General features: G+C 55.1%; 21 protein-coding genes. 11 read left to right on the forward strand and 10 right to left on the reverse strand.

The features are described 5' to 3' along the window. Positions 1 to 120 precede the first annotated feature (120 nt). From NZK35_RS06345 to trfA, 6 genes are all read right to left on the reverse strand, one after another. Entirely contained in the window at positions 121 to 1,743 is a 1,623-nt protein-coding gene (locus NZK35_RS06345; RefSeq protein ID WP_259631754.1) for a type IV secretory system conjugative DNA transfer family protein, read from the reverse strand. Next, positions 1,740 to 4,214 carry a MobF family relaxase gene (gene mobF / locus NZK35_RS06350; protein ID WP_259631755.1) on the reverse strand — a complete coding sequence of 825 codons (2,475 nt, stop codon included), beginning with the start codon at positions 4,212 to 4,214 and terminating at the stop codon, positions 1,740 to 1,742. The genes NZK35_RS06345 and mobF overlap by 4 nt, the downstream gene beginning before the upstream one ends. 11 nt (positions 4,215 to 4,225) lie before the next feature. Then, positions 4,226 to 4,468, reverse strand: a complete 243-nt coding sequence (locus NZK35_RS06355; RefSeq protein ID WP_259631756.1) for a hypothetical protein — start codon at positions 4,466 to 4,468, stop codon at positions 4,226 to 4,228. Next, positions 4,468 to 4,710: a hypothetical protein gene (locus NZK35_RS06360; protein ID WP_259631757.1), complete on the reverse strand. Its 243-nt coding sequence runs from the start codon at positions 4,708 to 4,710 to the stop codon at positions 4,468 to 4,470. Before NZK35_RS06360 ends, NZK35_RS06355 begins: the two co-directional genes overlap by 1 nt. Positions 4,711 to 5,781: 1,071 nt before the next feature. Continuing rightward, positions 5,782 to 6,021 carry a hypothetical protein gene (locus tag NZK35_RS06365; protein WP_259631758.1) on the reverse strand — a complete coding sequence of 80 codons (240 nt, stop codon included), beginning with the start codon at positions 6,019 to 6,021 and terminating at the stop codon, positions 5,782 to 5,784. 136 nt (positions 6,022 to 6,157) lie between these two features. After that, a complete protein-coding gene (gene trfA, locus NZK35_RS06370; protein ID WP_259631759.1) occupies positions 6,158 to 7,285 on the reverse strand; it encodes a replication initiator protein A in 1,128 nt (375 codons plus the stop codon). A gap of 695 nt (positions 7,286 to 7,980) precedes the next feature. On the opposite strand from trfA, the gene NZK35_RS06375 reads away from it, so the two are divergent. Further along, the gene (locus NZK35_RS06375; RefSeq protein WP_259631760.1) at positions 7,981 to 8,646 is read left to right on the forward strand and encodes a ParA family protein; all 666 of its coding nucleotides are present in this window, start codon (positions 7,981 to 7,983) and stop codon (positions 8,644 to 8,646) included. 220 nt (positions 8,647 to 8,866) lie between these two features. Beyond that, positions 8,867 to 9,040, forward strand: a complete 174-nt coding sequence (locus tag NZK35_RS06380; RefSeq protein ID WP_259631761.1) for a hypothetical protein — start codon at positions 8,867 to 8,869, stop codon at positions 9,038 to 9,040. Between the two features lie 17 nt (positions 9,041 to 9,057). On the opposite strand, the gene NZK35_RS06385 is transcribed toward NZK35_RS06380, so the two are convergent. Beyond that, positions 9,058 to 9,555, reverse strand: a complete 498-nt coding sequence (locus NZK35_RS06385; protein WP_259631762.1) for a cupin domain-containing protein — start codon at positions 9,553 to 9,555, stop codon at positions 9,058 to 9,060. Positions 9,556 to 9,714: 159 nt separating this feature from the next. Between NZK35_RS06385 and NZK35_RS06390 the strand changes: the two genes are divergently transcribed. Then, a complete protein-coding gene (locus NZK35_RS06390) occupies positions 9,715 to 10,317 on the forward strand; it encodes a hypothetical protein (protein ID WP_259631763.1) in 603 nt (200 codons plus the stop codon). A gap of 60 nt (positions 10,318 to 10,377) precedes the next feature. After that, a complete protein-coding gene (locus tag NZK35_RS06395) occupies positions 10,378 to 10,590 on the forward strand; it encodes a helix-turn-helix domain-containing protein (protein WP_145214899.1) in 213 nt (70 codons plus the stop codon). Positions 10,591 to 10,746: 156 nt separating this feature from the next. Here the strand turns inward: NZK35_RS06395 and NZK35_RS06400 are convergent, their stop codons facing one another. Then, positions 10,747 to 11,244, reverse strand: coding sequence for a JAB domain-containing protein (locus tag NZK35_RS06400; RefSeq protein WP_407699769.1), 498 nt, complete (start codon positions 11,242 to 11,244; stop codon positions 10,747 to 10,749). 468 nt (positions 11,245 to 11,712) lie between these two features. Here NZK35_RS06400 and NZK35_RS06405 point away from each other — a divergent pair, with 468 nt between their 5' ends. Further along, entirely contained in the window at positions 11,713 to 12,378 is a 666-nt protein-coding gene (locus NZK35_RS06405; RefSeq protein WP_259631764.1) for a GIY-YIG nuclease family protein, read from the forward strand. A 230-nt stretch (positions 12,379 to 12,608) separates the two neighbouring features. Here the strand turns inward: NZK35_RS06405 and NZK35_RS06410 are convergent, their stop codons facing one another. After that, positions 12,609 to 12,830 (reverse strand): hypothetical protein, encoded by a 222-nt coding sequence (locus NZK35_RS06410; protein WP_259631765.1) that lies wholly within the window; start codon positions 12,828 to 12,830, stop codon positions 12,609 to 12,611. A 49-nt stretch (positions 12,831 to 12,879) separates the two neighbouring features. Continuing rightward, complete coding sequence (locus NZK35_RS06415) at positions 12,880 to 13,335, reverse strand: hypothetical protein (RefSeq protein ID WP_145214887.1); 456 nt, start codon at positions 13,333 to 13,335, stop codon at positions 12,880 to 12,882. Positions 13,336 to 13,388: 53 nt separating this feature from the next. Here NZK35_RS06415 and NZK35_RS06420 point away from each other — a divergent pair, with 53 nt between their 5' ends. The 6 genes from NZK35_RS06420 to NZK35_RS06445 all read left to right on the forward strand — a co-directional run bounded on the left by NZK35_RS06420 (position 13,389) and on the right by NZK35_RS06445 (position 26,548). Further along, positions 13,389 to 14,474: an anti-sigma factor family protein gene (locus NZK35_RS06420; RefSeq protein WP_259631766.1), complete on the forward strand. Its 1,086-nt coding sequence runs from the start codon at positions 13,389 to 13,391 to the stop codon at positions 14,472 to 14,474. Positions 14,475 to 14,483: 9 nt separating this feature from the next. After that, entirely contained in the window at positions 14,484 to 16,874 is a 2,391-nt protein-coding gene (locus NZK35_RS06425) for an efflux RND transporter periplasmic adaptor subunit (protein ID WP_145214884.1), read from the forward strand. Positions 16,875 to 16,927: 53 nt separating this feature from the next. Continuing rightward, the gene (locus NZK35_RS06430) at positions 16,928 to 20,914 is read left to right on the forward strand and encodes an efflux RND transporter permease subunit (RefSeq protein ID WP_145214879.1); all 3,987 of its coding nucleotides are present in this window, start codon (positions 16,928 to 16,930) and stop codon (positions 20,912 to 20,914) included. Positions 20,915 to 21,275: 361 nt separating this feature from the next. Then, a complete protein-coding gene (locus NZK35_RS06435; protein ID WP_246419052.1) occupies positions 21,276 to 21,440 on the forward strand; it encodes a hypothetical protein in 165 nt (54 codons plus the stop codon). 180 nt (positions 21,441 to 21,620) lie between these two features. Next, on the forward strand, positions 21,621 to 23,300 hold the full coding sequence (locus tag NZK35_RS06440) for an efflux RND transporter periplasmic adaptor subunit (RefSeq protein ID WP_145214873.1): 1,680 nt from the start codon (positions 21,621 to 21,623) through the stop codon (positions 23,298 to 23,300). 11 nt (positions 23,301 to 23,311) lie between these two features. Next, positions 23,312 to 26,548 carry an efflux RND transporter permease subunit gene (locus NZK35_RS06445; protein WP_259631767.1) on the forward strand — a complete coding sequence of 1,079 codons (3,237 nt, stop codon included), beginning with the start codon at positions 23,312 to 23,314 and terminating at the stop codon, positions 26,546 to 26,548. Positions 26,549 to 26,576 lie beyond the last annotated feature (28 nt).

Genomic DNA, 26,576 nt, shown 5'->3' on the forward strand with positions numbered 1-26,576 from the left:
GTTGGTCCAGTTTGGGTGGTTCCGCGCGGATCGCGTTCGCGCTCCGTTCCCTTCACCAATGGCCCGGATTCACGGGGTGAGGGCCATACGGATGAAGGGAACGAAGCACTCGGCGCGGATTCAATTTGGTATTTCGTGAACATCTGATGCTTCGATCGACCCACGAAAGGGGTTCCGACGGGGCCGACTTGATTCCCCTTCATGGGACAGATTTGGTTCGGGCTCCAGAGTCTGTCGAATTGCGAGTCGCTGATGGTCGCAAGGCGCCCATTCTTGAATCCACTGATAGCTTTCCGGCTGCGGTTTGATCGAGTGGCGAAGCTCATCGGCGTCATTCACGACGACCGCTTGAATGTCCTCTCCAAGTACGGTCGATTTTTGCGCTCCAAAGTGCGGCGAAAGGAAGTAGCCAGTCAGCCCGTTTTCTCGTCTCGATGGCGGAATTTGGAAGAACTCCGAGGGAAGCACAGCGTCTCGGACGACTCGTTGCGCCGAAACGGATTGCGATAGCGACGATGAATCCGATTCGAAATACTCGATCGTTTCGAATTGCCCGCAGAGCTTGGACGCGAACTGTGCGGTACCGTCTGATTCCGCCCGGAGCAGCGCTTTGTGCGACATCTGCGAAACGATTTCATTGGCGAGCCTTTCCCCGGCCGCTTCCCGTAGCCCCTCGATATCCTGGAATGCCAACACAAGTGCTACTCCCCGCGATCTCCCTTTGACCGCCAGAAACGGGAGAAGGTCCGAATGAAGGAGCGGACCACTCAAGCGGGCTTCGTCAATCCAACACCAAATTCGGCGGCTTGCGGAATTCCCCAGGACATCAACTTCCTCCGTCATCACCCGGAAAATTTGTTCGTTGATCGCATCCAGCGAAGTACGGGCGGTCGCGTTTGCCCCGAGTAGCAAAATCGATTCTGTTTCCAGCCACAGCCGGATGCTGAGTCGCCGATCGATTCGCTGCCACAACGCGGCGATCGGCTTGAAGTATGACATGCGAGAAAACACCGTGCTGGCAACGCTGTACGCGACACGATCGTCACCCAGAAATCCCGCCAAAACGTCCCGGCCGGCAGTGTCTCGTTCCAAAATGGCTTCCATCCGCGACCGGGCAAGGCAGCCAAATACCAGATCCGGAAACGTCCAGGATTTTCCGGAGTGGCGGATCATGGACTCGATGATTGCCGCAACGACTAATCGAGCAGCATCCGAAAAATACTGGTTCGTGCCACTACGCTCACTCGGGATTAGCGATTTCGCGAGATTCAAAGCACGCGCCGGACTCGTTACGTCACTCGCGATGTCCCAGGCAACGGGAGTGGCCAACCCGCCACTGGCATGGAATGGATTCAAAGTGAAAACCGGACACTGAACGTTGATGTGATGCAAGAACGCCGAGACATCGTTTTTGGCGTCAAAGATCACAGCTCGTTTGTCGCTACCAGCCCGAATTTGGCAAAGCGCATCTTTCATCAACAGCTTTTGGATCTGTGATTTGCCACTGCCGGTTGTACCCACGGCAAGAAAGTGGCCTGTCGCTGCCGACTCCGGAATCCAGGCGTTCCCCCAGCGAAGTGAATTCTTGGGCCTGCGTCGAACCGACGCATTTGCTTTCACCAACGACCGGCCGCGACGATAACGCGCCGACTTCCACCACCTGCGAATCGCCGGATGAAAGACGACCAACAGAATCAGGCCGGCCGAAATTCCATATCGAATCAGTGTCGGCAAAGCAATCACACCACACCATCCATCACATGATCGATCGCGAGTTCCTTTTGACGGCTCCGATTCATTAGGTCGGCGAGTCCACCTATTCCCTCACCCGTCGAAAGTACATCCGAATAGAATTTCGTGAACGACTTGGCCCGGCTACCTTGGACGTAACTTAGTTCCCGGTCGGTCATCGTCAGGTTCCCACCCAAGACAAAAGCGTTTTCCGTGGTCATCCCTTGGGCTCGATGAGTCGAAATCGCGTAGCCCAAGGTGATCTTGTCGAATGCCGACGTGTCTACTGCGACGGTGACTCCGTTTTGCAATCGCAGACGCAGCGTTTTGCCGTGTATCTCGACCACGTCAGCGATCGTCCCATTCCTCAGACACAGCGGATGGTGGTTTCGTGTGACCAGGACACGATCACCCTCGTGGAATTCAAGCCCGTCGACTTCAATGCTCGGGCCGCCGATCTGCCCTTCCAGGATCCGCACAGCTTGCATTCGACGATTGAGTGCCCGAACTTCCAGATTGGTGCCGGCCAGCGCGATTGTCTGATGAAGCGAGTGTTGATCAATGACCCTCTGTTTCCAATCCGCGACCAAACGCTCCATCGCATCGTCGCGGTCGGTGCCGATAAAGAGCTTCCCGCGTTCCCACATTTCTTTCAACGCTTGTTCGGCGTGGCCGTCTCGAAGGTCCTTGACCATGCGGCGCGACCAGCTTTCCCGTTGGCGGATGATTTCGTTCATCGATACTTGTCCAACTCGGTCCATGATTCCACGAAACGCCGCCCCAGCGTCGATTGCTTGCAGTTGCCGGTAGTCACCCACGAGAACGATTTTCGCTCGAGCGTTGGATACGATGGAGATCAAGCGTTCCGCCTGTTTCGTCCCCACCATCCCCGCTTCATCGACGACAAGAATGGTCTTCGAATCAACGGATTGCTCGCCGGTTTCAATTTCCTTTAGCAGCCGGTGAATGTGCATGGACCGTATCCCGGAACCCTCTTCCAATCCTCGGCTGGCCTTTGCCGATAGCGATGTTCCGACGGTTCGATAGCGGGCCGATTGCCAGCATTCGTTTGCCGCTCGAAGCATGAATGTTTTACCACTCCCTGCCACGCCATTGATGCATGCGATGTCTGTTCCGGATACCAGGTGCCGGACAGCCTCCACTTGCTCGTCTCGCAGGGTGGCAAACCGATTTAGCACCGCATTGGCACGTTCCGGAGCGATTGCATGTGAATCGGAGTACCCAAGCTTGCCTGCTTTTGCCAACATTCGGTTTTCGAGGGCAAGCATCGATCGCGTCGTGAAAGTCTTGACGCCGGATCGATCGTCAGACAATCGCACCAGCTCTTCTGACGTCGACAGGAACGTCGAAAGCCCATTCCGAATCTCGGAAATCCCAATTCCACAGCACTGCGATTCCACGGCGACCCGTTCAAGCAGCTCGAGTTCCGTGAACCGGGCTTGCTTCTCAACAATCTCGTTGACGGCCGATTCAATGATTGACCGAACCGAGGGACACCGCCGTTCGATTGTGTCCTGGATCGCCGCAGAGATTTGACTCTGATCGAATCCGTGTGTGTGCGCCGTAGCACGCCACGATTCGAAAAACTCACGTTGCGAAAAGTTTTTTTTGCTTTCTCGAGTCCTCAGCGCCGCCCGCTCCGACGCTCGTGCTCCCGAAAGCCCTTGTCTCGCAAGCCATGTTTCGATTGCGGCTCTCCGTTTACTCATTTCAGAGAGAAGTGGTTTTGGCACGCACGCGAGTTCAAACCAGCTCGCTTTGTCGCCCAAGGGCTCCCTTGTTGGGCGTTCCGTGGCAAACCCCAATTCTTCCAGTCGACTCGAGAGTTCCGCACGAAACAACGCACCGATCGCCATCTTCATCCGCCTGAGAAACAGCGGGCGGGCATCTAGTGCACCGGTCGACCCGTCGTTTCGGACGACGGCATTGACCAACACCGCATGAAAGTGCCGATTCGGATCGGGAGCCTGCCCCTGAATACCACGGGCCGTATCATGGCTGAAAATCGCGAACGTCAGTTTTCCGTCCTCGACCCGAACGCCATCTTTTCCCCGTCGGGTTTGACCACACAGATTCTCAACCATTTGCAGCGTCTGGTAGAGTGCCGACCTGGCACAACGATCCATTTCGGTTCGCGTTTTGCGATCCGCGATCGACCAGGCAACGGAAAAACTCTTGGGCACCGAGAAGGTCAGGTCGAATCCAGCACGGCGTGAGACCTGCCCTTTCTTTCGAGTCCGAACGAGTTGTTCAGACCCATCGGCCGACAATCCGTCCAGCAGATTCTTGAATGCAGGCGGATTCACCGCGCCGCTCAATCCGAGCGCAGCGGCACCGCTTCCGAACCAAACGCCGGGTCGGTTGCCATCTTCGGCGTAGTAGTCGTGCTGCTCAGCGTCCCCCAGCGCGGAATAATAATTGACTTCTTTGCAGCTGCCGCCAATGGGCTTGATCGAAAGCAATCGTCCTCCTTCTAACCGTGAACGACTTCGTTAAAGTCTTTTCGAAGCCGAATCAATTCTTCCTCCACAAACGCGAGTCGACGGCTCAGTCCTAGAAACCCGTTCTCTGCGATGGCCATCGTGGCGACTCGGCCGAACTGGTTCGGAGAAATCCCGGCCGCAGTCGCCGCTTCGAAAACTTTCTCCGCATACGCCGGGGCGAGTCGAAACGTGAGCTTTTCTGCCTGTTCCCTGCTGGTCTTCCGCGCCACCATTACTCACCTCCTTCCAAAACCGTGATCGCCGCAAGTCGCAGTTTTTCTGGCAACGGGTTCCTCAAAAAGAACTCCTCGAGTGACCGTTCGATGATATCCCGTTGTGATCCGAAGCGTCTGGCAACGCCGTAGACTTCGAGTTCAAGAGCCACCTCCGGGCTGAAACGGTACGAGGCGACTTTGGATAGTCCCCGATAATTTGTTGTTGCTCGATTCTCTGATTTGTCTTGCTTTCCGGTCATCGCTCACGTTCAAACACTGTTGGATGACGACCTTATCACCAATCAAACTCCATTTCAAAAGTCCGACCACACTTTCGCAGACGCGTCACCGATGCGACGTGTCACCGCGGTGGCATGTAGCTCAAGTGCGATACAACGCCACCGCCAGGACGCACGGTCGCCAAGCCAAGTTGACAGCAGTCAGGTCATTTCCACACCCGTGCATTGGTAATGCGACCAAGCCCGATCGTCGACACGCTCGATTAACCCGCACTGGCTTCGCTCAGCTATCGAGTTTGTTGACAGCGAAACCTGATTGAACACGGTGACTTACAGGCAGGCGGAGAGGTTCTTCGCGATGTACCGATCCATGCGACTGACGCAGTCGACACGTGGGACACTGCGGCGACATTCCACAATTCGTGTCACTGATATCGCAGTCGACAAACCGTGTTTTGCTTAGCGTCTGAATCCGTGGCAGGCTGCTGCCTTCAACTTTGGAAAAGGAGACCATTATGGCAATGCAACCTGCAAATACGGCGGACCTTCGGAGAGCGAATCAGACCGAAGCGTCACCAACATCGACTAACCCCTCCACAAACTACGTGGAAACAGTCCGCGAAGGCGCGATCGGTGCGGGAATCTTCCGAGGACAGAACAACCATTACTTTGCTCTGTCTCGCGCGTGGAAGAGTTCGCAGACGGACAAGTCGGGATACTCGTCCAGATTCTATCCTGGAAACGCCGAGGCGATCATCAAGGTGGTGATACAGGCAGCTGATCGGTGTCAGGAATTGGATCAGGCGGCTGGGCTTTCCAAGTAACTTTGTCCGGAATCGTGGTCGCGTTCAGCCGGGCAATTCATCGGATTGCAATTTTGGCTGGCCGGGACCACGAACTCGAAGAATCCGCAATTCGTCGTCGACTATCGTGAAAACGAATCGATACGTTCGGCCACGGCGTGTCTTGAAGAGCACCTGTCGAAGAACGCCTCCCACCAGCTCGACGCACCCCGCGGCGAGCGTTCGTGTAGAAAATGAAAGATTGCCTGCGCGTCTTAACGGGCTCGCCCGAGGATCTTGAAATGAAGCGTCATTCGCCGACAAGGTTGTTGCGGTCCCGAAACTCTCTGGCGAATTCATCGAACGGCTGCCCAGTATCGCCGTTCTCCATATCTCGAATCGCGGCCTTGATCGCGAAGCCGTCCTCTTTTGGTGGATTCTGGATATTCCATTCGTCGAAAAGTTCGCTGATCGATAAATGGGCACCGTCGGACTCAATGCGTGATACCGCAAATCGAGAGAACTGTTCGATTTCTTGGAGAGTTGCCATAACGAGATTCTACCGTAATCCGAATTCCTGGTGATTGGCCACAGTCTCAAGAATAACACCGGAGTGACGCTCGGCCAACTGAAAATTGGGTTGGTTCATCCATCGCCAGGAACGTTGTACGCCCCCAGCATCTGACTCAGCCGAGTAGTCTTGCATACTGTTCTCGATACTCTGCGTCCGCGTATCGCCGGACATAATTCTTGCGGAGCTGACCGGAAGCGCTAATGGGCCTCCCCTTCTGGATTGCCGTGGTAATTTGGCGTCTTTCAAAATCCGTGCCAAATTTCGATTTCAAAGCCTCTCGCTCAACTCTGGCGAGGACTGCCTCATCTCTCTGTTGTATCCAGTCGTCGGTTTCGGCGGCGATCGCGTTCTTCGTCGTTTCGGCTGGGGACACATGGGCTTTTCGAGCGATGGCTGGCGTGGCCCTGGCTCGTTTTGAGGACATACGCACGAACACTCCGTCCCAACCGGATCCGCCTCTTCGCTTGACCACGTTGAAATCACTCAGGAACCCAACGTCGATTAGCACGTTGGCGGCGCGTTCGACGATTCGCACTACTTGGCTCGGATAGCGTTCTGCCAATCCCAGTGTCCCTTCAGCAAGTCGCATCAAGTCAAATTGAACCGTCCGCCGAGTCCTCGGCCAAAATTGTTTCCCCAGCCAGCGATAAAGCCGAATCGGTACCTCACGTCTGCGTCCCTTCGCGATTTTGCGAAACATCTCCATGTCGATGGATCGAATGTAGCCGTCGCCGATGCTCTTCCACATCACATCACTCCAGACAAATGAGCTCAGCATTTGTGAACGTTTCCGTGACTGATTGCGATGTTTTGAGTAACGTTCGCCGGAGCAAAGTTCATAGCTTTCGATGAGATGAAATCCGTGACTTCGGTACTCCCGTTCGCCCTTGTCCCACCACGCGTTCGAGAACTTGAGAAACACGCTCGTCAACCGGTCAAAACTCTCAGCGAGCCGCCGGTACGCTCGCCCATCGGTGGACCAGCCAATCGTCTGCAACAGCTGGTACTGCGAAAACGCCACCTTTCGGCCGACCGCTCCATTTTGATGGGTCAACGAGCTAAGCCCCAGGAGGACTTGTTCATCAATCGGACGCGGCAATCCAAACTTGGCCGATCCACTGATGATCAATGTGCGTTGCACCAGCTTCTTGGTCGTTCGATCTCGAACTTCGTGAACGATTTCGATGGATTGCTCATTTGTTGATGACAGACGACAGATGGGAAACTCGACCAAGTTCATTTCGTCTTTGCCGAGACTCGGGGCAAGAATGGCCGTACCATCGGTTTTGTTTCGACGTGGATTTGAGAGCGCGATCGTTGTCACTACTCCCCCCATCTCCAAACAGAGGCTGTCTGACCGTGGAGAACACCAACGACCATTGTGAAAACCGAATTTGGTCGTGTTTCCAGAAAAGCAAGCCTGCGATTCAGACAAGCGTTGGCCGTGTTCCCAGACAAGAAAGGCCGTGTTGCCAAGCAAGTTCGGTCGTGTTCCGAGCACAAAGTGCTCGTGTTTCCAGACAAGATTTTCGTCGATTCACGAGTCAATTCAATGAGTTGACGGTCGCGTACGTAAGAACAAGAAGAACTTAAAGAACGTTCTTGCGTACCTCTTTTCAATTGAATGGAATTGTCTGTCTCGCCGAGACCTTTGCACATCGGCCGACTCCCTAAACGCCCGAAGGTACGGTATCGCGGATATTCTCCATGTCGCAATGGGGCTTGTTCAGTCACTTGGCGTTCCTCCCACGCTGCAATCGCGTTCGATTAAAACGAATTGGATGATTCATTCATGCCTGACCTATTCAGGCAACCTCTCCCGAGTCAGGCATGACCCAGGTGTGAGTCTCGAATGAATCTTGCAGTCGGCAGGAAAGAATCACGACATCCAGAAAGATGCTTGCGTGATTCATGCATTCATGCGACACCAAAGAAATGATTTACCTGTTTGTTAATGAAAAAGGTGGAGTCGGCAAGTCAACCCTGGCGACGGCACTCGCCGTCTACCTGCATGACAGCGGTAGACGGGTCGCCGTTTTGGACACTGACAAGCAGCTCCACACTGCACGCGCCGTCACACAAGCGGAGCCCAACATCACCGTCGTTTCTGAATTCGATGCACGAAAGATCCCAGCGGTCGTGAAGGAGTTGGCAAACGAATTTGAGGACGTCGTTGCCGATGCTCCGGCGAAACTGGAAGATGAGGCAAGGGCGCTCATGGTAATGGCCGACATCGCCGTCTTTCCAACGGAACCAACGATCAAGTGCCTTCGCTCTACCAAGACATCGATCAACGTGCTTGAGTACGCGAGGAAATTGACAGGAGGCAAGCCGCACTCCGCCTGGCTGGTGCTCAACAAGGCGAAGAAACGCACACGGATCTACCAAGAGGTGGAACAGCTGGCACCTAAACTCGGATTGTCGGTGGCAAAGACAGCAGTCCGTGATCTACAGGCATTCCCCGAGGCTGACCAGCAGGGCACCGTGGTCACGCGGATGATTGCTTCAACGTCCTCGATCGAAAAGGCAACCCAGGACATTCAGAACCTATTTGCAGAACTTATCGAGCGAGAGTATCCGCAGGTGGTTCACTATGGATAGTGAAAGACGTACTGTCGCCGATGCACTGGATACCGATGACAAAATCGGCCAGTTCATTTCGAACGGACTCGCCAACCTATCAACCGAAAGTTCTGAGGCTTCACCTTCAGTGGAAAGTGCCGGCCTCGATGGAGGCGAGCCGGCCAAGGATGCACCATCGAAGCAACCTGAAAGAAAGAACCGCAGTGTGTCGAAGCCACGCAAAATCTCGGACGAACAATTGTCAAGAACATTGGCCAAGTCGGTCATTCAGAAAACGGTCCGATTCAAACCGACGTTGATTGCCCAGCTCGAAGACTGGATCCGGCGACAAGAGGCGGACGGAAACGTTCAAACGACCTTCCAACAGATTCAAAACGAAGCACTGGAGCTTTGGCTTGACCGGAACTCGTGATCCGCATCGGACTCCGGCTAGTGGAGCAGTGTGAACTGTCGGTGGTGGGAGAGCTCGATGTAAGGCGAATGATAGGACAGGAGCTGCAGATCATCTTCCGAGGTCCTGAATGAGTGAACCGTTCCCCGCGAAAAGACAAGCACATCACCCGTTTCAACCTCGATCGAATTCAGTTCCCGCTCCCGGGAATCAGCGAAGTACTCGAATTCCCCGCGTCCCTCGGTTACGAAAATCACCCTGTCCGAGTAATCATGTGAGTGGAGCGGAAGATCGAGCGTCCGCTTTTGGAAATGAAGGCGAAGCAAAGCGTCATCTCCGCCGAGTATTTCTGATGCACGCCACACGCCTCCGCTGATATTCTCCACTTCCTCGAACGGCGACTCCATTTTCAGCGGATACTCGTCATAAAGTGATCTGACCTGTGGTCGAAGGTCACCTAACTCGGGGTGACGATAGTCCCGGCAATGAGCGCAGATTCCGTCCGGAAAACGCCCGGCACGGATGTCGGCGGACACGCTCGCCGCGATCTCACGGCAAACGCGAAACATGGTCGTCAGAGCACTGTGCCAGATGACCGGGGCGGTAACACCCGAAAGCACGTTGAACGCAGAAAGTGCGAGCATGTTGATTAGTGGGTTGGAGGATGAGATGGTTCGGAGCGAGAAACCCCGATCATGGAAAAGACTGCTAGCTCGGAACAACCTCGCAGACGGCTGTCGAGGCGAGAAAGAATTGACGTCCTTTTCGCCGAGTACAACGCACTCAATGAACTATTGCGTTTTCGGTTGACGGCAATGGATCGCCGGTTGCCAGTCGCCGTGAGCTTCATGGCGGCGACAATCGTGGCGGTGCTGGCCCTGCCCTTGGAACTGCAGCTGGCCGTGTTGATCACGACACCCTCAGCAATCCTCTGGATGGGGCGTACGACGGTCCAGCACGCCAGGGCAAAGGAAGACAACTTGCGTCGCATCAGCGAGATCGAACAAACAATCAACGAAATCGCGGGCGAAGAATTGCTGCTGTTCCAATCTCGACATCCGAATCGGGCCGAAACCGTGGGCGGAAGGACGGGAATGTCCGCGGTCTTCGCAACGACGCTGAATTCGTTGCTGATGTTGCTGGTTTGCGTCGCCCTGTTTGGCGGCAAGCACGGCCTGACGGCCCAGATTCTGTATTTCGTGTTTATCACGGCAATCGCCTTGGACCTGATCATGGGTGCAGTTCAATTGAACAGGTATGTGTACCGGCGGCCTCCGATGATCTTGCTGGAAAAATGACGAAGGAATCACACTTATCGTGTGTAGCCAGGATAGACACTAATAAGTGTGATGTAAAGCATGGCTGCAAAAGGAATTCTCGAGAAAGTTGGAAGACGCGTCCGCGAATTGCGAGAGGCGAAGGGCTGGTCGCAGGAGGAGTTGGGCTTTCGTAGCGATCTTCACCGCAACTACATCGGAGGAATCGAACGAGGCGAACGCAACGTCGCGTTGCTCAACCTCGAGAAGCTCGCCAAAGCACTCGGAGTCCACCCCCGAGATCTTTTCCCGTAGACCGGTCCGGCAATTCAAGCAGCGAGCAGAATGGCGTCACTTTGCGCACGAAACGTCGCAAATTGCCCGTCAAACGTAGCCACCTTCGCCAGAGGGTGGATCCACGATGTTCGCCGCGGACTGGGAACGTAAACACGGCAAAGTGGGACTGTCCAACTACGTCGACTCTCGAATGGACAGCACTTCATTCGTTCCGTCACCGTGAATGATATGGTCGAGAACGGTAATTCCTAGCAATTTTCCCGCCTCTGTCAGTCGGTCAGTGACACTGATGTCTTCCCGACTCGGCGTCGTGTTGCCCGACGGATGATTGTGAGAAAGGATCACGGCTGACGAGCCCTCAATGATTGCCGGCTTGAACACTTCCCTGGGGTGAACCAGCGAAGCGTCAAGCGTTCCCACTGTGACACGCACAACGCATTGAACCCGGTGCTTGGTATCGAGGCACGCAACAACGAATTGCTCCTGATCCCACGCAGGATTGTCTTGCCAGTACCTCTTGAAGAACATTCGCGATTCTTCGGTGCTCGTCAGGCACGGTCGGTCCCCCAGCGACCGCTCAAAAACGACCGAAACACGTTTTACGGAAGCATATCGAAGGTCATCGATTTCGCTCTCGGCCGTCAGGTCCCCTGAGACGTGCTCATGCTTCATTCGTTCTAATTCTGCTACCTCAAAATCGAAGAGTCGTTGCGTGATCATTCCTAAAGCCCCATGTGGACTCTAAGAATCTCACGAAGGGGATCGCTAATCAAACTCCGTTCGAGTGGCAGGCCGTGCCGCCACGACAACATCTAGCAGTTCGACTACGCGCATCGACGGAGAATCGCGTTCGCAGATGTCCAATCGCTGGTTCTTCGTCCGACGTGAATAATGGAAACTGAATGCCAAATTGCACGCACAGAGGATAGGTCTTCGTCGGGCCGACCGTTGCTCGACGTGTGTAGCGACCAAATGAATACACGGCAAACTCGTGCTTTCCGTCAACTGCGAAACGGCACGTCGACGCATCAACCAGGAATTTATCTTTATCGTCGATGGCGTATGCCGGCCACTTCTCCGAGATTCATTGCCAATTCGCGTGCATTTCAGTACTCATCGTGGTCGCTAGGAGAATGTCACTTGGATATTCTAAACGCCATGTCATTCCCGCAATATATTTACTCGTTGGCCGACCCGCTCGCCCCGAAAGTCGTGCGCTATGTCGGTCGCACCAACAAGCTTGATCAGCGATTACGCATGCACTTATCGGAGGCCGAGTACGGTTTCACGATCAAAGACGTTTGGCTCATGTACCTTCGATACGAAGGCCGAGATCCGATTATGTCCGTTCTTGAACAATCGGAGTTTGGCGATTCAGCGACCGCGGAAAAGTGGGCCAAGACGCAAGAGAGGTACTGGATTGAAAAGATGGCAGTGAATGAGGCACCGATCCTGAACGGTCCAAAGTGGTCCGGTCATCCCAGTCGAAAAGCGATTCCGAAGGGTGTTAAGACGGCTTGGTGCGAAACACACGTTCTTCTCTGGGCGATTGATCGTAGTTGGCAAGATGAGAGAAATCTGTTGAGCTATCTGAATGATCGCTATGGTTCGATCATGCGGGAAAGCCCTCAAGCAAACGGATCGACGCTTTGTGAATCCATGGCAGAAATTCCTCTCGCGCAATCCCAATACGAAGGAAGGCGTTTTCGAGCCTGTTCTGTCCTTCGCTCACTCTTACAGGCACACCCACAGCTTGAAGTTGGCGATCTTCAAGCGTTGACTGAGTTCAAGTGCTCAGCAACATGAAAGTTTGGGCACATCATCCCAGCACGTTTCCACTGACCTCGCCGGATTTGGTCGTCGATGCGAGGAAGAGCATCGATTACCGAAGCCAGGAGTACCGCGATGCGATCCGGAAACTGCACCAGCATCTGGGTGGTGAGACTCAGTTCCTATGGTGTCTCACTTCTCGAAACACATTTGTACGTCATTGCGCGTCAATCGACTTGATCGAATGGGAACTTGACGCGCCCGCTTCACAGATTGATGCCTTTCTCGGCGATCACCGTCTCGATTCGTCGATCGCCAACGGTCTGCACGGTGCCCCCATGTGGGCCAGTTGCTTCGGCGGCGTGGTTGTGGCCAGCATGGTCGTGTGCCGCATGGTCGTGCCCGGCGTGGGCGTCCTGTGCGGTCGAGAGTTGGGGCGACATGAGCAGCGTGGCTGCGACGATTGCGGTAACGCTACGAAGTTTCATTGAAACCAGCCTTGGAAAGTAGTGATGGCGTTGGGCGGTGAATGCAGGGTTACTTGTTGATCTTGGCGAGGTATTTGTCTGGTTCGGCGAGCAATTTGTCCTTGCAACCGTTGCAGCAAATCCAGACGGCTTGTCCGTTGACGTCGATCTTCTCCGGGGCGCCCATCACGCCAAGCATCTCATCGCTGACGGGGCAGAAGTGTTGCTTCATTGCCGACATTCGATCTCCCTCGGGTAGATCGGCCAATGTCTCCTTCATCTTGTCCATGTCGGACTTGCCCGCTGCGATTTCTTCGGCTGGTTGCGGTTCGCTGTTGACCGAATGATCGTGACCACCCTTGTCGTGCCTGTCCGAGTTCATGCTTTGGTGGTGATCCATCTCGGTTGATACGCGGAGCGAGGCGGAGTCATCGGTCTCAGTGACATTGGACGGTTGACAGCCGACCAATGCGACGAACAGGATCGTCACTGTGGCGAGCGATAGGGTCCATTTGAGAAAGGCCATTGCGGAACGTTCCTTGACTGAGGAGCAAGTAAATTGGGCAGTCGATTTCGTTCTTGGATACTCGCGAGCGGGTCAACCTTCATGAATTTCGAGCAAAACAACGAAAAATAGTGGCTGAGAACGACGTTTCCTTGAAAATCTACAAGAACGGTGAAGAAGACGGCCCGCCACCGCATCAAATAGGCGTCACGTCAGTCGCATCGAGGTTCCGGCTCCAGGGCCCACCTGCGATCCACATACTGGTGCTGACCGTGATCAGCCCGAGGCAAGCGACAATGAACTGCATCGAAATCCAAGACCTGCTGTCGTCGTACTTTGACGACGAGCTTTCGGTGGATGCGCGAGTGTCGGTTGCTGAGCATGTTCGGCAATGTGAGACTTGTTCGGAATTGCTGGACGGGTATCAGAAGCTGAGTAAATCGATATCCGCAGCACCAGTCGGTCTCGTATCAGAGAACGTCTGGGCGAGCATCGTCGAAGAGCTGGATCGTACTGGCCAGATTTCTGAACAGCCGAAAATCGTGGTGGCTTCCGCAGCGAAAGTCCGGCGTCCTTGGTTGACCCGTGCGACGGTCTGGCGTCTGGCCATCGCGGCATCGATTTTGTTGGTGATCGGGTTGAGCGTTTGGCTTCGCCACGACGACGCCATGTCGGAGATGCATGACGAGCACGGGCCGGAATTCGTCGCGACGATGGACCACTACCTGGAAATTTTGCCAGAGAATCCGGACCAAGCGGAACAGTTCCTGCTGGGCAAGTACGACGGCAAGGTGGTTTCACCGGACCGGGCAATCAGCTTGGTGGGCTATCGTCCGGCCGTCGCTGAGGGACTTCCGGATGGCTATGCGCTCGCGTCCACAAGTGTTCTGAAGATGCCCTGTTGCACCTGCTTCAAGTCAGTGTGCAAGCGAGACGACGGGTCAATACTTGTGCTGTTTGAGCACGACGATGAGAAAGCCGCTTGGTTCGGGAAGCGTCCAACATCCATGGCAATGTGCGGTGACAAGGAGTGCTGTCTTGTGGACCTGAAGTCAAGTATTGCGGCGACATGGCGGGAAGGCCGCCGAAGCCTGACGGCGGTAGGCGCGCGGGATCAGACCGAGGTGGCGAAGTTGGTTAAGTGGTTTAAGGAAAGCTGAACAAGAACAATGAAACAACTCATCAAACGTCTCGTCACGCAAGCCTGGTTTCTGCAAGCGATCGCATGTCTTTCGATCGGCTTCGCCGCAGCATGGTCGTTGCGCGGGCCAAGCAGTTCTTCCGAATCTTCGCCGACAACAACGACCGTCTCTGGCGACGGTGCTGAGCAAGCCTCAATCTGGACGTGCAGTATGCACCCTCAAATCCGGCGTGACGGGCCGGGTAGTTGCCCGATCTGCGGCATGGACTTAGTTCCGGTGAGGAAATCAGCGGGCGGTGTTCGTACCGTTTCGATTAACGCGGACATCCAAAAGTTGATGAAAATCGAAACGGTGCCGGTTTCGCACCGATACGTGACTGCCGACGTTCGTATGGTCGGAAAAATTGAGTATGACGAAACCAGATTGTCGCACATTACAGCATGGGTATCCGGGCGACTCGATCGGCTATACGTGGACTATACCGGGGTTGAAGTTAACAAGGGCGATCACATGGCGTACATCTACAGCGAGGAACTCTACACCGCGCAGGAAGAACTGATCGCGGCTCTTGAGTCAAACGCCAGTCGTCCATCTTCGCGGTTCGTCACTCCGATCGACTTGGCCGAATCCGCGAGAGAGAAGCTACGGTTGCTTGGAATCACAGAGAAACAGATTCAAGAGATTGAGCAAAAAGGCAAGGCCGATGAACACATCACCATCTATTCACCGATCGGCGGCGTGGTCATTGAAAAGCTCCGGCAAGAAGGCGATCGAGTCCGCACGGGTGATCGCATCTATACGGTGGCCGACCTGAATCACCTCTGGGTTCAGATGGATGCTTACGAGTCGGACTTGGCGTGGCTGAGGTATGGGCAAGAGGTCGAATTCACAACCGAGGCGTATCCGGGTGAAGTGTTCTCGGGGCGCATCGCGTTCATCGACCCGGTGCTCGACAAGATGACACGAACTGTCAAGGTCCGCGTCAACGTTTCTAACGAAGATGGACGGTTGAAACCAGAAATGTTCGTTCGTGCAATCGTTCGCTCGAAAATCGCTGCGGGCGGAAGAGTGCTTGATGCTTCGCTTGCGGGAAAATGGATCAGCCCAATGCACCCAGAGATCGTCAAGGACGAACCAGGCGAATGCGACATTTGCGCAATGCCTCTCGTGAGGGCGGAATCGCTCGGCTACGTCACTGCGGAGCCTAGCGACACTGCGAAGCCGCTAGTAATTCCGGTGACCGCAGCATTGCTTACCGGAACACGCGCCATCGTCTACGTCCAAGTCCCCGATGCCGAGGAGCCAACCTACGAAGGCCGCGAAATCGTTCTCGGTCCGCGGGCTGGTGATTACTACTTGGTCAAGACGGGTTTGAAGGAAGGGGAACTCGTTGTCACGAATGGAAATTTCAAACTCGACAGTGCCCTGCAAATTTCTGCCAAGCCGTCCATGATGACGCCTGAAGGGGGGGGTGGCGGAGGCGGGCATAACCACGGGGGTGGTGCGATGCCAACCGGAGATGGCGACGCGATGCAGATGGCGGGAGGCAATGGAATGTCTCTGCCGCGTGAGCTGAAAATGAGGTTGATGCTAACGATTGAGTCCGTGTCAGCCATCGGGGAAGCGGTCGAGGCTGCAGAACTGAATCGGATTCGCGAATCGTTCAGGTCTCTCGGGCAGAACATCGCTGGGATTGATCCGAACGCGCTGCCAGGTGACATGGGTGACCAGCTTGGCGAATTCGTAATGCTGTTGGCAAATGATGCTGTCGAGGGAAGTGATATTCAGTCCCTACAGAATGCCGACCGGGTGTCGCTGCTAACGAAGCGTCATGCCGAGCGTCTACAAGAGATGTTTGGACTGTTTCATGCGGGGCATCAAATGGCTGAGAAGCAGTTGGATGTTCCGGATGCCTTTCGTCAGCAGTTGAGCCAGCTCATTCCGCCTTATCTTTCCATCAGTCGGTCACTCGCAGCAGACGATTCAAATGTGGCATTCGCGTCTGTCGGCGGTTTGCAGCAGGCGGTCAATTCGATCAATGGCCAGTCGTTGCAGGGCAAGACAGCCGAACGTTGGAAGGCAGAATACATCAGTCTATCGAAGATCGCCGATAGACTCGCAGATGCTTCCGATTTGGACTCGATCCGTTCTGCGTTTGCGCTGCTTTCGGATCAGCTCTTGACCTTACATCGATCATTCGGATTTGCCGGAGCCGACCAATTGTTTGAATTGCACTGCCCGATGGCTTTCGATGGCCGCGGCGCAAGCTGGATTCAGACCGACGATTCCGTTCGCAATCCGTATTACGGAGCTTCGATGCTGAAATGTGCGGACAAGGTAGAGAAGTTGGGAGTTGCCAAGTCAGGGAGTGAGGGAGACAGCGAGAGTGGCACTCTAGGAGCTGACCATCAACACTGATTTATCTCCGTGCCTCCCGGACTCTTCACTCCCCGACTCCCGAATAAATACAAATGTTTGACCCGTCCGACCTACCCGACGACATCAAGCAAGCCCGCAAGTCATTTCTTGGAAGTGTGATTTGGTTTTGCCTGCACAACAAACTTGTAATCTTGCTTGTCGTCCTGGCAACATTGACATGGGGCGCGATGGTCGCTCCGTTCGATTGGGACTTGAGGGGATTGCCTCGCGATCCAGTTCCCGTCGATGCGATCCCTGACATTGGCGAAAACCAGCAGATCGTCTTCACCGAGTGGATGGGGCGATCACCGCAAGATGTCGAAGATCAGATCGGATATCCGCTGACCGTCGCCTTGTTAGGCATTCCCGAAGTCAAGACGATTCGCAGCTATTCGCTGTTTGGCTTCTCGTCGATCTTCATTATCTTCAATGACGATGCGGAGTTCTATTGGTCGCGGAGTCGCGTGCTTGAAAAGCTAAACAGCCTTCCGGCAGGGACATTGCCCGAAGGAGTCCAGCCCGCGCTCGGTCCCGATGCAACGGCACTGGGGCAAGTCTATCTGTATACACTCGAAGGCCATGATCCAGATGGAGTCCCGACAGGTGGTTGGGACTTGGACGAGCTGCGGACGATTCAGGATTGGTACGTTCGCTATTCACTAACGTCGGCTGAGGGCATCAGCGAAGTCGCATCGATTGGAGGGTTTGTTCGCGAGTACCAAATTGACGTAGACCCCGATGCCATGCGAGCTGCTGGCGTGAGTCTCGCCGATGTTTTCCAGTCAGTGAAAATGACAAATGTCGACGTGGGCGCTCGGACCATTGAACTCAATAAGGCCGAGTATGTGATTCGTGGCCTGGGATTCATTGAACAGATTGACGACATCGAAAAAACTGTTCTGCGAGTTGCGGATAATGTCCCAATCACTATCAAGGACGTTGCGACGGTTTCACTCGGTCCCGCGCTCAGGCGGGGGGCATTGGACAAGGCAGGGGCGGAGGCCGTCGGCGGGGTCTGCGTCGTTCGATTTGGCTACAACCCTCTTGAAGCGATCAAGAACATCAAGGGGCGGGTCACGGAGATTTCGCCCGGGCTGCCCTCGAAGGTAATCATCGATTATTTGATGACCACTCAGGATCAAGTCGATGCCTACGCGGTGGCGAACGACTTGAATCCAATCACGAAGCCGGGGGCGTCTCATGACCAGTGGGTGAAGCACCTGCGTTCCCAGCCACGCGAACAGTGGCCTGCGTGGATCACGACTAGTCAGGTGACGGTCGTGCCGTTTTACGACCGTACCGGGGTCATTTACGAAACGCTCGGCACCCTGAATACGGCACTGACCGAAGAAATCCTGGTCACGATCATTGTGATCTTGGTGATGGTCCTGCACATGCGCAGTTCGATTTTGATTAGCGCATTGCTTCCGCTCGCCGTTCTGATGTGCTTCATCGCGATGAAAGCATTCGGCGTGGACGCAAACATCGTTGCGTTGTCAGGTATTGCGATTGCGATCGGCACCATGGTCGATATGGGGATCATATTGTGTGAGAACATCTTAAAGCAATTGGATGAAGCAGGCCCGGATGATGACACGGGGCACGTCATCTTTCGGGCGGCGCACGAAGTGGCTAGCGCCGTACTGACCGCGGTTTCGACGACGGTGGTCAGTTTCCTGCCCGTATTCACGATGATTGCAGCAGAGGGAAAGCTCTTCAGACCACTCGCATTTACCAAAACGTTTGCTCTTGCGGCTTCGGTGATCGTTGCATTAACGATCATTCCCCCAGCGGCTCACATTCTTTTTGGAGGACGAATCAAGTCTGAAACACTTCGTCGTGCGGCGATGATTGCACTCATCATCGCAGGAATCGTCGCAATGTTCGTGGTGACGTGGTGGGTTGGCGCGATCGTCATTGGCTTGGGCGCCTATAAGTTGATCGAAGAAAGAATTCCTAAAAAGTATCAGCGATTTGGCCCCTACGCGGCTAGCGCGATCGCCGTTCTCGTGGTTGGATTTCTGTTGACCGACCACTGGTTGCCTCTTGGACCGGAAAAAGGCTTGTTCCGGAACCTGATGTTTGTTGGAGGATTGATCGGCGGCCTGCTTGGATTCTTCACGATCTTTCAACGATTCATCTACGAACCTCTGTTGCGTTGGTGCTTGGCTCACAAATTGCTGTTTTTGTCGTTGCCAGCGTTGATTTTGCTCTTCGGCGCATCCGCGTGGCAGGGTTTTGATCGCATCTTCGGATTCGTCCCCAAAGTTACTTCGTTCGTCGGTGTTTCTGAATTGACGGTTCGCCAGTCGAGTCCTTGGTCGGCGTTGTCTGCGGCACTTCCTGGTTTGGGAAAAGAGTTCATGCCGCCGCTGGATGAAGGTTCGTACTTGTATATGCCGACCACGATGCCGCACGCTTCCATTGGTGAAGCGATGGATGTGCTGCAACTACAAAACAAATTCCTGGTCTCGATTCCCGAAGTCGAATCAGTGGTCGGCAAGATCGGCAGGGCGGAAAGTCCGCTTGATCCCGCGCCGATTTCGATGATTGAGACCTATATCACATACAAATCGGAGTACAAAACTGACAAAGACGGGCATCGTCTGAAGTTCCAATTCGACGAAAAGTCAGGCGGGTTCGTTCGTGATAAGTTCGGTGAACTGGTGGAGGATGAGAATGGTCGACCATTTCGTCAGTGGCGCGACGAGATCAAGACGCCGAACGACATCTGGGAAAAAATCACCGAAGCCGCTGATATACCTGGCACAACATCCGCTCCAAAGCTGCAGCCGATCGCTGCCCGAATCGTGATGTTGCAAAGCGGGATGCGTGCACCGATGGGGATGAAAGTCAAAGGCCCCGATCTGGAAACGATCGAAAAGGTTGCGCTCCAGATCGAGGGTTTGTTGAAGCAGGTTCCGACCGTTCAAGCATCCGCTGTGATCGCGGACCGCATCGTCGGCAAGCCGTATCTGGAAATCGACATCGACCGAGACGCCATTAAACGATATGGACTGCACATTCGCAGCGTGCAAGACGTGATCGAAGTCGCAATCGGAGGCCGCCGAATTACGACGACTGTCGAGGGCCGGGAGCGTTATCCGGTGAGGGTCCGCTACGCTCGTGAACTTCGCGACGAGGCGGAATCCCTAGGACGCATCCTGGTCCCCACGCCAATGGGGTCACAGATTCCACTTGAGCAACTTGCGGAAATTCGTTACGTGCGAGGTCCACAGGTCATCAAGAGTGAAGACACATTCCTGCTTGGCTACGTACTGTTCGACATGAAGTCGGGCAATGCAGAGGTCGATGTCGTCGAGGATGCGCAGGCCTTTTTGCAAGAGAAGATCGACAGCGGTGAGCTGATTCTACCGGCGGGAGTCAGCTACACGTTTGCGGGCAACTACGAGAACCAGTTGCGTTCCCAAAAAACGCTGATGGTTGTGCTGCCGCTTGCGTTGGGGATCATCTTCTTGATTCTCTACATGCAGTTCAAATCGGTCATTACGACTTCGCTCGTTTTCAGCGGTATCATGATTGCGTGGTCGGGCGGCTTTATCATGCTATGGCTCTATGGGACTGAGTGGTTCTTAAACTTTGACCTGTTCGGGACCGACATGCGGACTCTGTTCCAGGTCCACACGATCAACCTCAGTGTCGCCGTTTGGGTTGGCTTCCTGGCACTATTCGGAATTGCCAGCGATGATGGAGTTGTGATCGCATCCTACCTCGACGAGAGCTTTCGCAAAGACCGAATCACCAACATCGAACATGCACGCGAAGCAACGGTCACCGCCGGCGTGCGTCGTGTTCGTCCGTGCTTGATGACCACGGCAACCACACTGCTGGCACTCATCCCCGTGCTTACCTCCACCGGCCGAGGCAGTGACATCATGGTGCCGATGGCCATTCCCAGCTTCGGCGGCATGACGATCGAGATCATGACGATGCTAGTTGTGCCTGTGCTGTATTGCAGTGCGATGGAGTGGAAATTGCGACTGGGAATCAAAGACGAGCGGTTCGCAAAGGACGCTTAGATACGCTTCATGCAAATGGCAGCCGTAGTCGAACTTGCCTTGCCGTAAACGTTTTCCCAACCTATACTAATGTCTTAGAGTCCTATCAACCTACAGGATTGCCATCCTCTTGATGTTCCGTCTTCTGTTCATCTCGTTCATCACACTACGTGTGGTTGCGTGTCCCGTATTTTGTGCGGCGGGCGGGGATGTTGCGTCGACAGCAGGAGTTGAGAAGGTTGGTAGCTGTCACTGTGGACACGAACAATCCACTCCATGCGATGACCGTCAGTTGCCGCCGGGAAATGCCCCGTGTGACAACCCTTGCCCCTGCGACACCGGATGCGTTTGTCTCGTAACGCCAGAGTCAAATTCCCGCACCGTGTCAGCGGACTTCCAGCTGTTGTCGGATTGGACGCCGCTGTGTCTGGAAACGCTGGACCTGTCCAAATTGCTTGCAAAACGTTGCGAAGAACGACATCCGCAACGGTTTGATCTGCAAAGCGGGCGAGACGTGCGTCTCGTTTACGCCTCTCTATTGCTGTAGGCCACTGCTGGCCCACGTTGGTTGACCCTCGAAATCGGTTTGTGATGGCGATTGCGCTCGCCGCATGTTGCGACACCGCGTTCGAGTTCATTTCTGGTCGGCCTGTGTCCGTTGGTTGAATGCTCGAATTGCATTTTTGCGGTTCGCGTTTGTCCCGTCTATCCCAGCAGGAGTTCTGCAATGAGTCAGTCAGTCGTCAATGCGCCGGAGGAAAATCCGCGTCCCGCCTCCGCCGAATCTTCGGCCAACGGACGGCCCGTGCATACTTCCGAGATCGAAACGCCAACCAAAAATGGTAGCCCCATCCGGCGATTTGTCTCGCTTGCCCTTGGTAGCATCGGGCCGACGTTGGTTCTGATCGGCTTTGCCGCGGTCTTTTACTACGGGCATCACAACGATTGGCGAATTCCAAAGTTTGCCGCGTTGACCGGGAGTGTCGAGGCGGTCGCCGACGATTGGTGTGAAGAACATGCCGTGCCGGAGTCGATCTGCGTCGAGTGCGATCCCACCCTGATTCCTACAGGCCCCGACTACGGTTGGTGCGCGGTCCATGGCGTGCACAACTGCGTGTTGGATCACCCCGATGTCGCTCAACTGAAGGAGACGCCGTCGATCTCGCCGAACGATCTTGAGCGAGCCGCACGAGCATTGGCCGTGGCTCCGCGAAAAGAGAACAACAGCGCCTGCAAGATTTATCAGGCCCGCATTCAGTTCGCATCCATTGAGTCACTGAAGCAGGCTGGCGTTGATGTGGAACTCGTCGATCGTGCTCCAATCGTCGAAGCGATCACCGGCAGCGGCGAGATTGTTTACGACCCAACTCGCCGGGCCAGCCTGGCATCCCGATTGCCAGGTACCGTCTGGTCGGTGGCCAAGAATGTGGGCGATTCGGTCGCAAAAGGCGAAGTCCTAGCGATCATCGATGCGGCGCAGGTCGGCGAGTTGAAAACGACGTTGCTGCGAGCTCTTGCGGAAGAACGGTTGCAGAAGCAAAACGTCGACCGGCTGGCTGATACGCGCGGTGCTGTTCCTGGTTCGCGAATTCTGGATGCGAGAGCCGCCTTGGCCAAGGCCCAGGCGGACGTGTTGGCCGCCGACCAGTCGTTGCGAAATTTAGGGTTGCCTGTCGATATCGATTCGCTGAACGGGTTGAGCGAACAAGAGGTGCTCGACCGACTGCGGCTAGTGGGGATTCCCGATGACGTCCGTCGGCAGATCGACTCGCCAGCGATCACGTCAAACTTGCTACCGATTCGCTCGCCGATCGACGGCACGGTGACCGAGCGAAATGTCGCTCCCGGCGAAGTCGTCGATCCGGCACGGATCCTGTTCGATGTCGCCGACATTCGCCAAATGTGGTTGACGTTGAACCTGCCGCTGGAAAACCTCAATCAACTGGCCGTCGGTCAGAAAGTTCATTTCCACGCTGATGGGAGCCGGGAGAAGATTGAAGGAACTCTCGATTGGATTTCGACGTCGGCCGATCGGATGACGCGTTTGGTGCAGGTCCGCGCGGTGCTTCGCAATCCCGACGGACGCCTTCGCAATGAGACGTTCGGCACCGGCGAAGTGATTCTGCGCGAAGAGTCCGACTCTATCGTGATTCCCACGGGCGCGTCGCACTGGGAAGGTTGCTGCCAAGTTGTTTTCGTGCGTGACAAGCATTACTTCGATAGCCCCGACAGTTTCAAAGTCTTTCACGTCCGTTCGGTACGCCTGGGTGCCACGAACGGCGAATTTACGGAGGTCATCTCTGGCGTCCTGCCCGGCGAAGTGATCGCGACCGACGGTAGCGACGTGCTACGGGCTCAGCTTCTTAAAAACAACTTAGGCGCAGGCTGTGACTGCGTCGCCGAATAGGGAGAGCACGGATGCTTAATTGGCTGATCGACTTTTCGCTCAAGCACCGCGCGTTGGTGATTCTGGCGGCGTTGTTGTTTGCGGTCGTTGGTGGATTCTCGCTGCGTCAACTCGATATTGACGCGTTCCCCGACACCACTCCGGTGCAAATCCAAATCAATACGGTCGCGCCGTCGCTGGCCTCCGAGGAGATCGAACGGCAGATCACCTTTCCCGTTGAGCAAGCGATCAGTGGGCTGCCAGGGTTGAACCAGTTGCGTTCAATTTCCAAGTTCGGACTGTCACAAGTCGTTGTAATTTTCGACGATGGAATCGACATCTACTTTGCACGGCAACTGATCAACGAACGTCTCTCGACTGTTGAATTACCCGATGGTATCCAGCGTCCCCAAATGGGGCCGGTCTCGACGGGTTTGGGTGAAGTCTTTCACTACGTCTTGATCATGGACGGCGTGGACTTCTCAAAAACCTCCAAGCAAGAACGAATCAATCGGATGACCGAGTTGCGGACGATCCATGATTGGGTTGTCAAACCGCAACTGCGATCGGTTCGCGGCGTGGCCGAGGTCAACAGTTGGGGCGGCTACGAAAAACAGTACCAGGTTCGCCTCGACCCCGAACGCTTGTTCAAATACGGATTGACGTTTGAGGAAGTCGCGGGCGCACTCGAATCGAACAACGAAAACGTCGGCGGCGGCACGGTCACCGACGGCAGCGAAATGTTGTTGGTTCACGGCGTCGGTCGAACCGTCAACATCGGGGAGATCGAAGACATCGTGATCGCCGCCGTCGATGGTGTGCCGGTGCGGGTCAGAGACGTGGCCGACGTAGAGATCGGACACGAGATTCGTCGTGGTGCCGTGACGGCCAACGGACGTGGCGAAGCCGTGTTGGGTTTGGGCTTCATGCTGATGGGTGAGAATAGCAACGACGTGACTTGGTCGATCAAAGAAAAGATCGCCAGCATTCAGGAAACGTTGCCAGCGGGCGTGAAAATCCAAACGGTCTACGACCGCACGGAACTGATTGACCACGTCATTCACACGGTCCAAAAGAATCTTTTCGAGGGCGGGCTGCTTGTGGTCGCGGTGTTGTTCATCTTTCTGGGCAATCTGCGAGCCGGGCTGATCGTTGCTTTAGCGATTCCGCTTTCGATGCTATTTGCATTTTCGGGAATGTTGAAGTTCGGCATCGCCGCCAGCCTGCTGAGCCTCGGTGCGATCGACTTCGGCTTGGTCGTCGATAGCTCGGTCGTGATGATCGAAAATTGCGTGCGTCACCTAGCGCATGACAAACACGGTAAAAGTCGACTCGAGATCATTCGCGACGCGGCCGTTGAGGTTCGCAAACCGACGATGTTTGGCGAGCTGATCATCATGATCGTCTACCTGCCAATCCTGACGCTTGAGGGAGTCGAAGGAAAACTGTTTCGCCCGATGGCGTTGACGGTGATCATGGCACTCGCCGGTTCGATGGTGTTGTCACTGACGCTGATGCCGGTCTTGGCCAGTCTGTTTCTACCCAAGAACATTCAAGAGAAAGAACCGCTGCTGATTCGAGTTCTCAAACGACTCTACGCCCCGGTGCTGCGATTTACGATGCACCACAAGACGTTTGTCATCGGGTCGGCATTGTTGCTTCTGGTCAGTGTCTTTGGACTGGTCGCGCCCAACCTTGGCAGTGAATTTGTTCCGCGATTGTCCGAAGGTGCGATTACGATCAACGTGGTCCGATTGGCGGGCACGACGCTGGAGGAATCGATTCGCTACAACACGCAAATGGAGCAAGTGTTGTTGGAAAAATTTCCCGACGAGATCGCACAAGTTTGGAGTCGTATCGGAACGGCCGAAGTCGCTACTGATCCGATGGGAACTGAGTTGACGGACTTGTTCATCACGCTTCATCCGCGAGAACAATGGACACGAGCCGAAACACAGGAAGAACTGACGGTCATGGTTCAGGAGGAATTGCGGGATTTACCAGGCCCGCGGCTCGCGATGTCCCAGCCGATCGAGATGCGAATGAACGAGATGATCTCGGGGGTTCGCAGCGACGTTGCCGCCATCCTGTACGGTGACGACCTCGACTTGATGGTTGAAAAAGCCAGCGAGATCGAGCGGGCGCTCAACTCCATTCCCGGCTCCGAGGACGTCAAGGTCGAGCAGGTCTCCGGCCAACCGTTGCTGCAAATTCGTATCAAACAAGATGAGATTGCACGCTATGGAATCGCCGCCAGCACAGTCATGAATCTGGTGCGTTCACTCGGCACTCATAACGTCGGCGAGGTCTACGAAGGCCAGTTGCGATTCCCGCTGATCATTCGTCTTCCGGAAAAGGCGCGAGCTGATCCAGAGGCGATCAAACAAATCCTGGTCGCGACGCCTTCTGGCCAGCGAATCCCGTTGGAACGACTGGCGACGATCGAGAAAGTTGATGGCCCCAATACGATCAAACGCGATTGGTATCAGCGACGGATCACGATCGAATCGAACGTGCGTGGCCGCGACTTGGGCAGCTTCGTTGCGGAGGCCCAACGAGTCATTGCCGAAAAGGTTCCATTGCCGCCGGGCCGTTATCGCGTTGAGTGGGGCGGGCAATTTGAAAACTTAGAGCGTGCTCAACTGCGGCTGATGATCGTCGTGCCGATCGCGCTGCTGATGATTCTGTCGTTGCTGTACATGACCTATCGAAACTGGATCGACTCGCTGCGAGTCTTTACCGGTGTCCCGTTTGCGTGGATTGGCGGGATTCTGGCGTTGTGGATTCGCGACATGCCATTTTCGATTTCCGCAGCAGTCGGCTTCATTGCGTTGTCTGGCGTCGCGGTGCTCGATGACATGCTGCTTGTGTCAACGATTCGACAACTGCGGCGAAAAGGCCGCTCACTTGACGAAGCCGTCGAAGAAGCCGCGATGACGCGATTGCGTCCGATCTTGATGACGACGCTCGTGGCCAGCCTCGGTTTCGTGCCGATGGCATTCAGCACGGGCATGGGCGCGGAAGTCCAACGACCACTGGCGACGGTGGTCATCGGCGGTGTGTGCAGTGCGATGGTGATGAGTTTGCTCGTGCTACGAGTGCTCTACGTCGTGTTCAACAAGCCGATCGAGAAGTTTGACGGAGACGGTGGCGATGATGACGGTCATCATCGCGAACCCGATGAACCCACCGATCCTGAGATCGAGCACAAGGCCGGTTCGAGGCGAATGCCCCAGCCCGATCGCGTGCCGGAACCAGCGACGGTTTAGTTACCCCCCCTTTGTTCGGCTTTGCCGA

Source organism: Stieleria sedimenti, assembly GCF_025060895.1.
GTDB classification, from domain to species: Bacteria; Planctomycetota; Planctomycetia; order Pirellulales; family Pirellulaceae; genus Stieleria; species Stieleria sedimenti.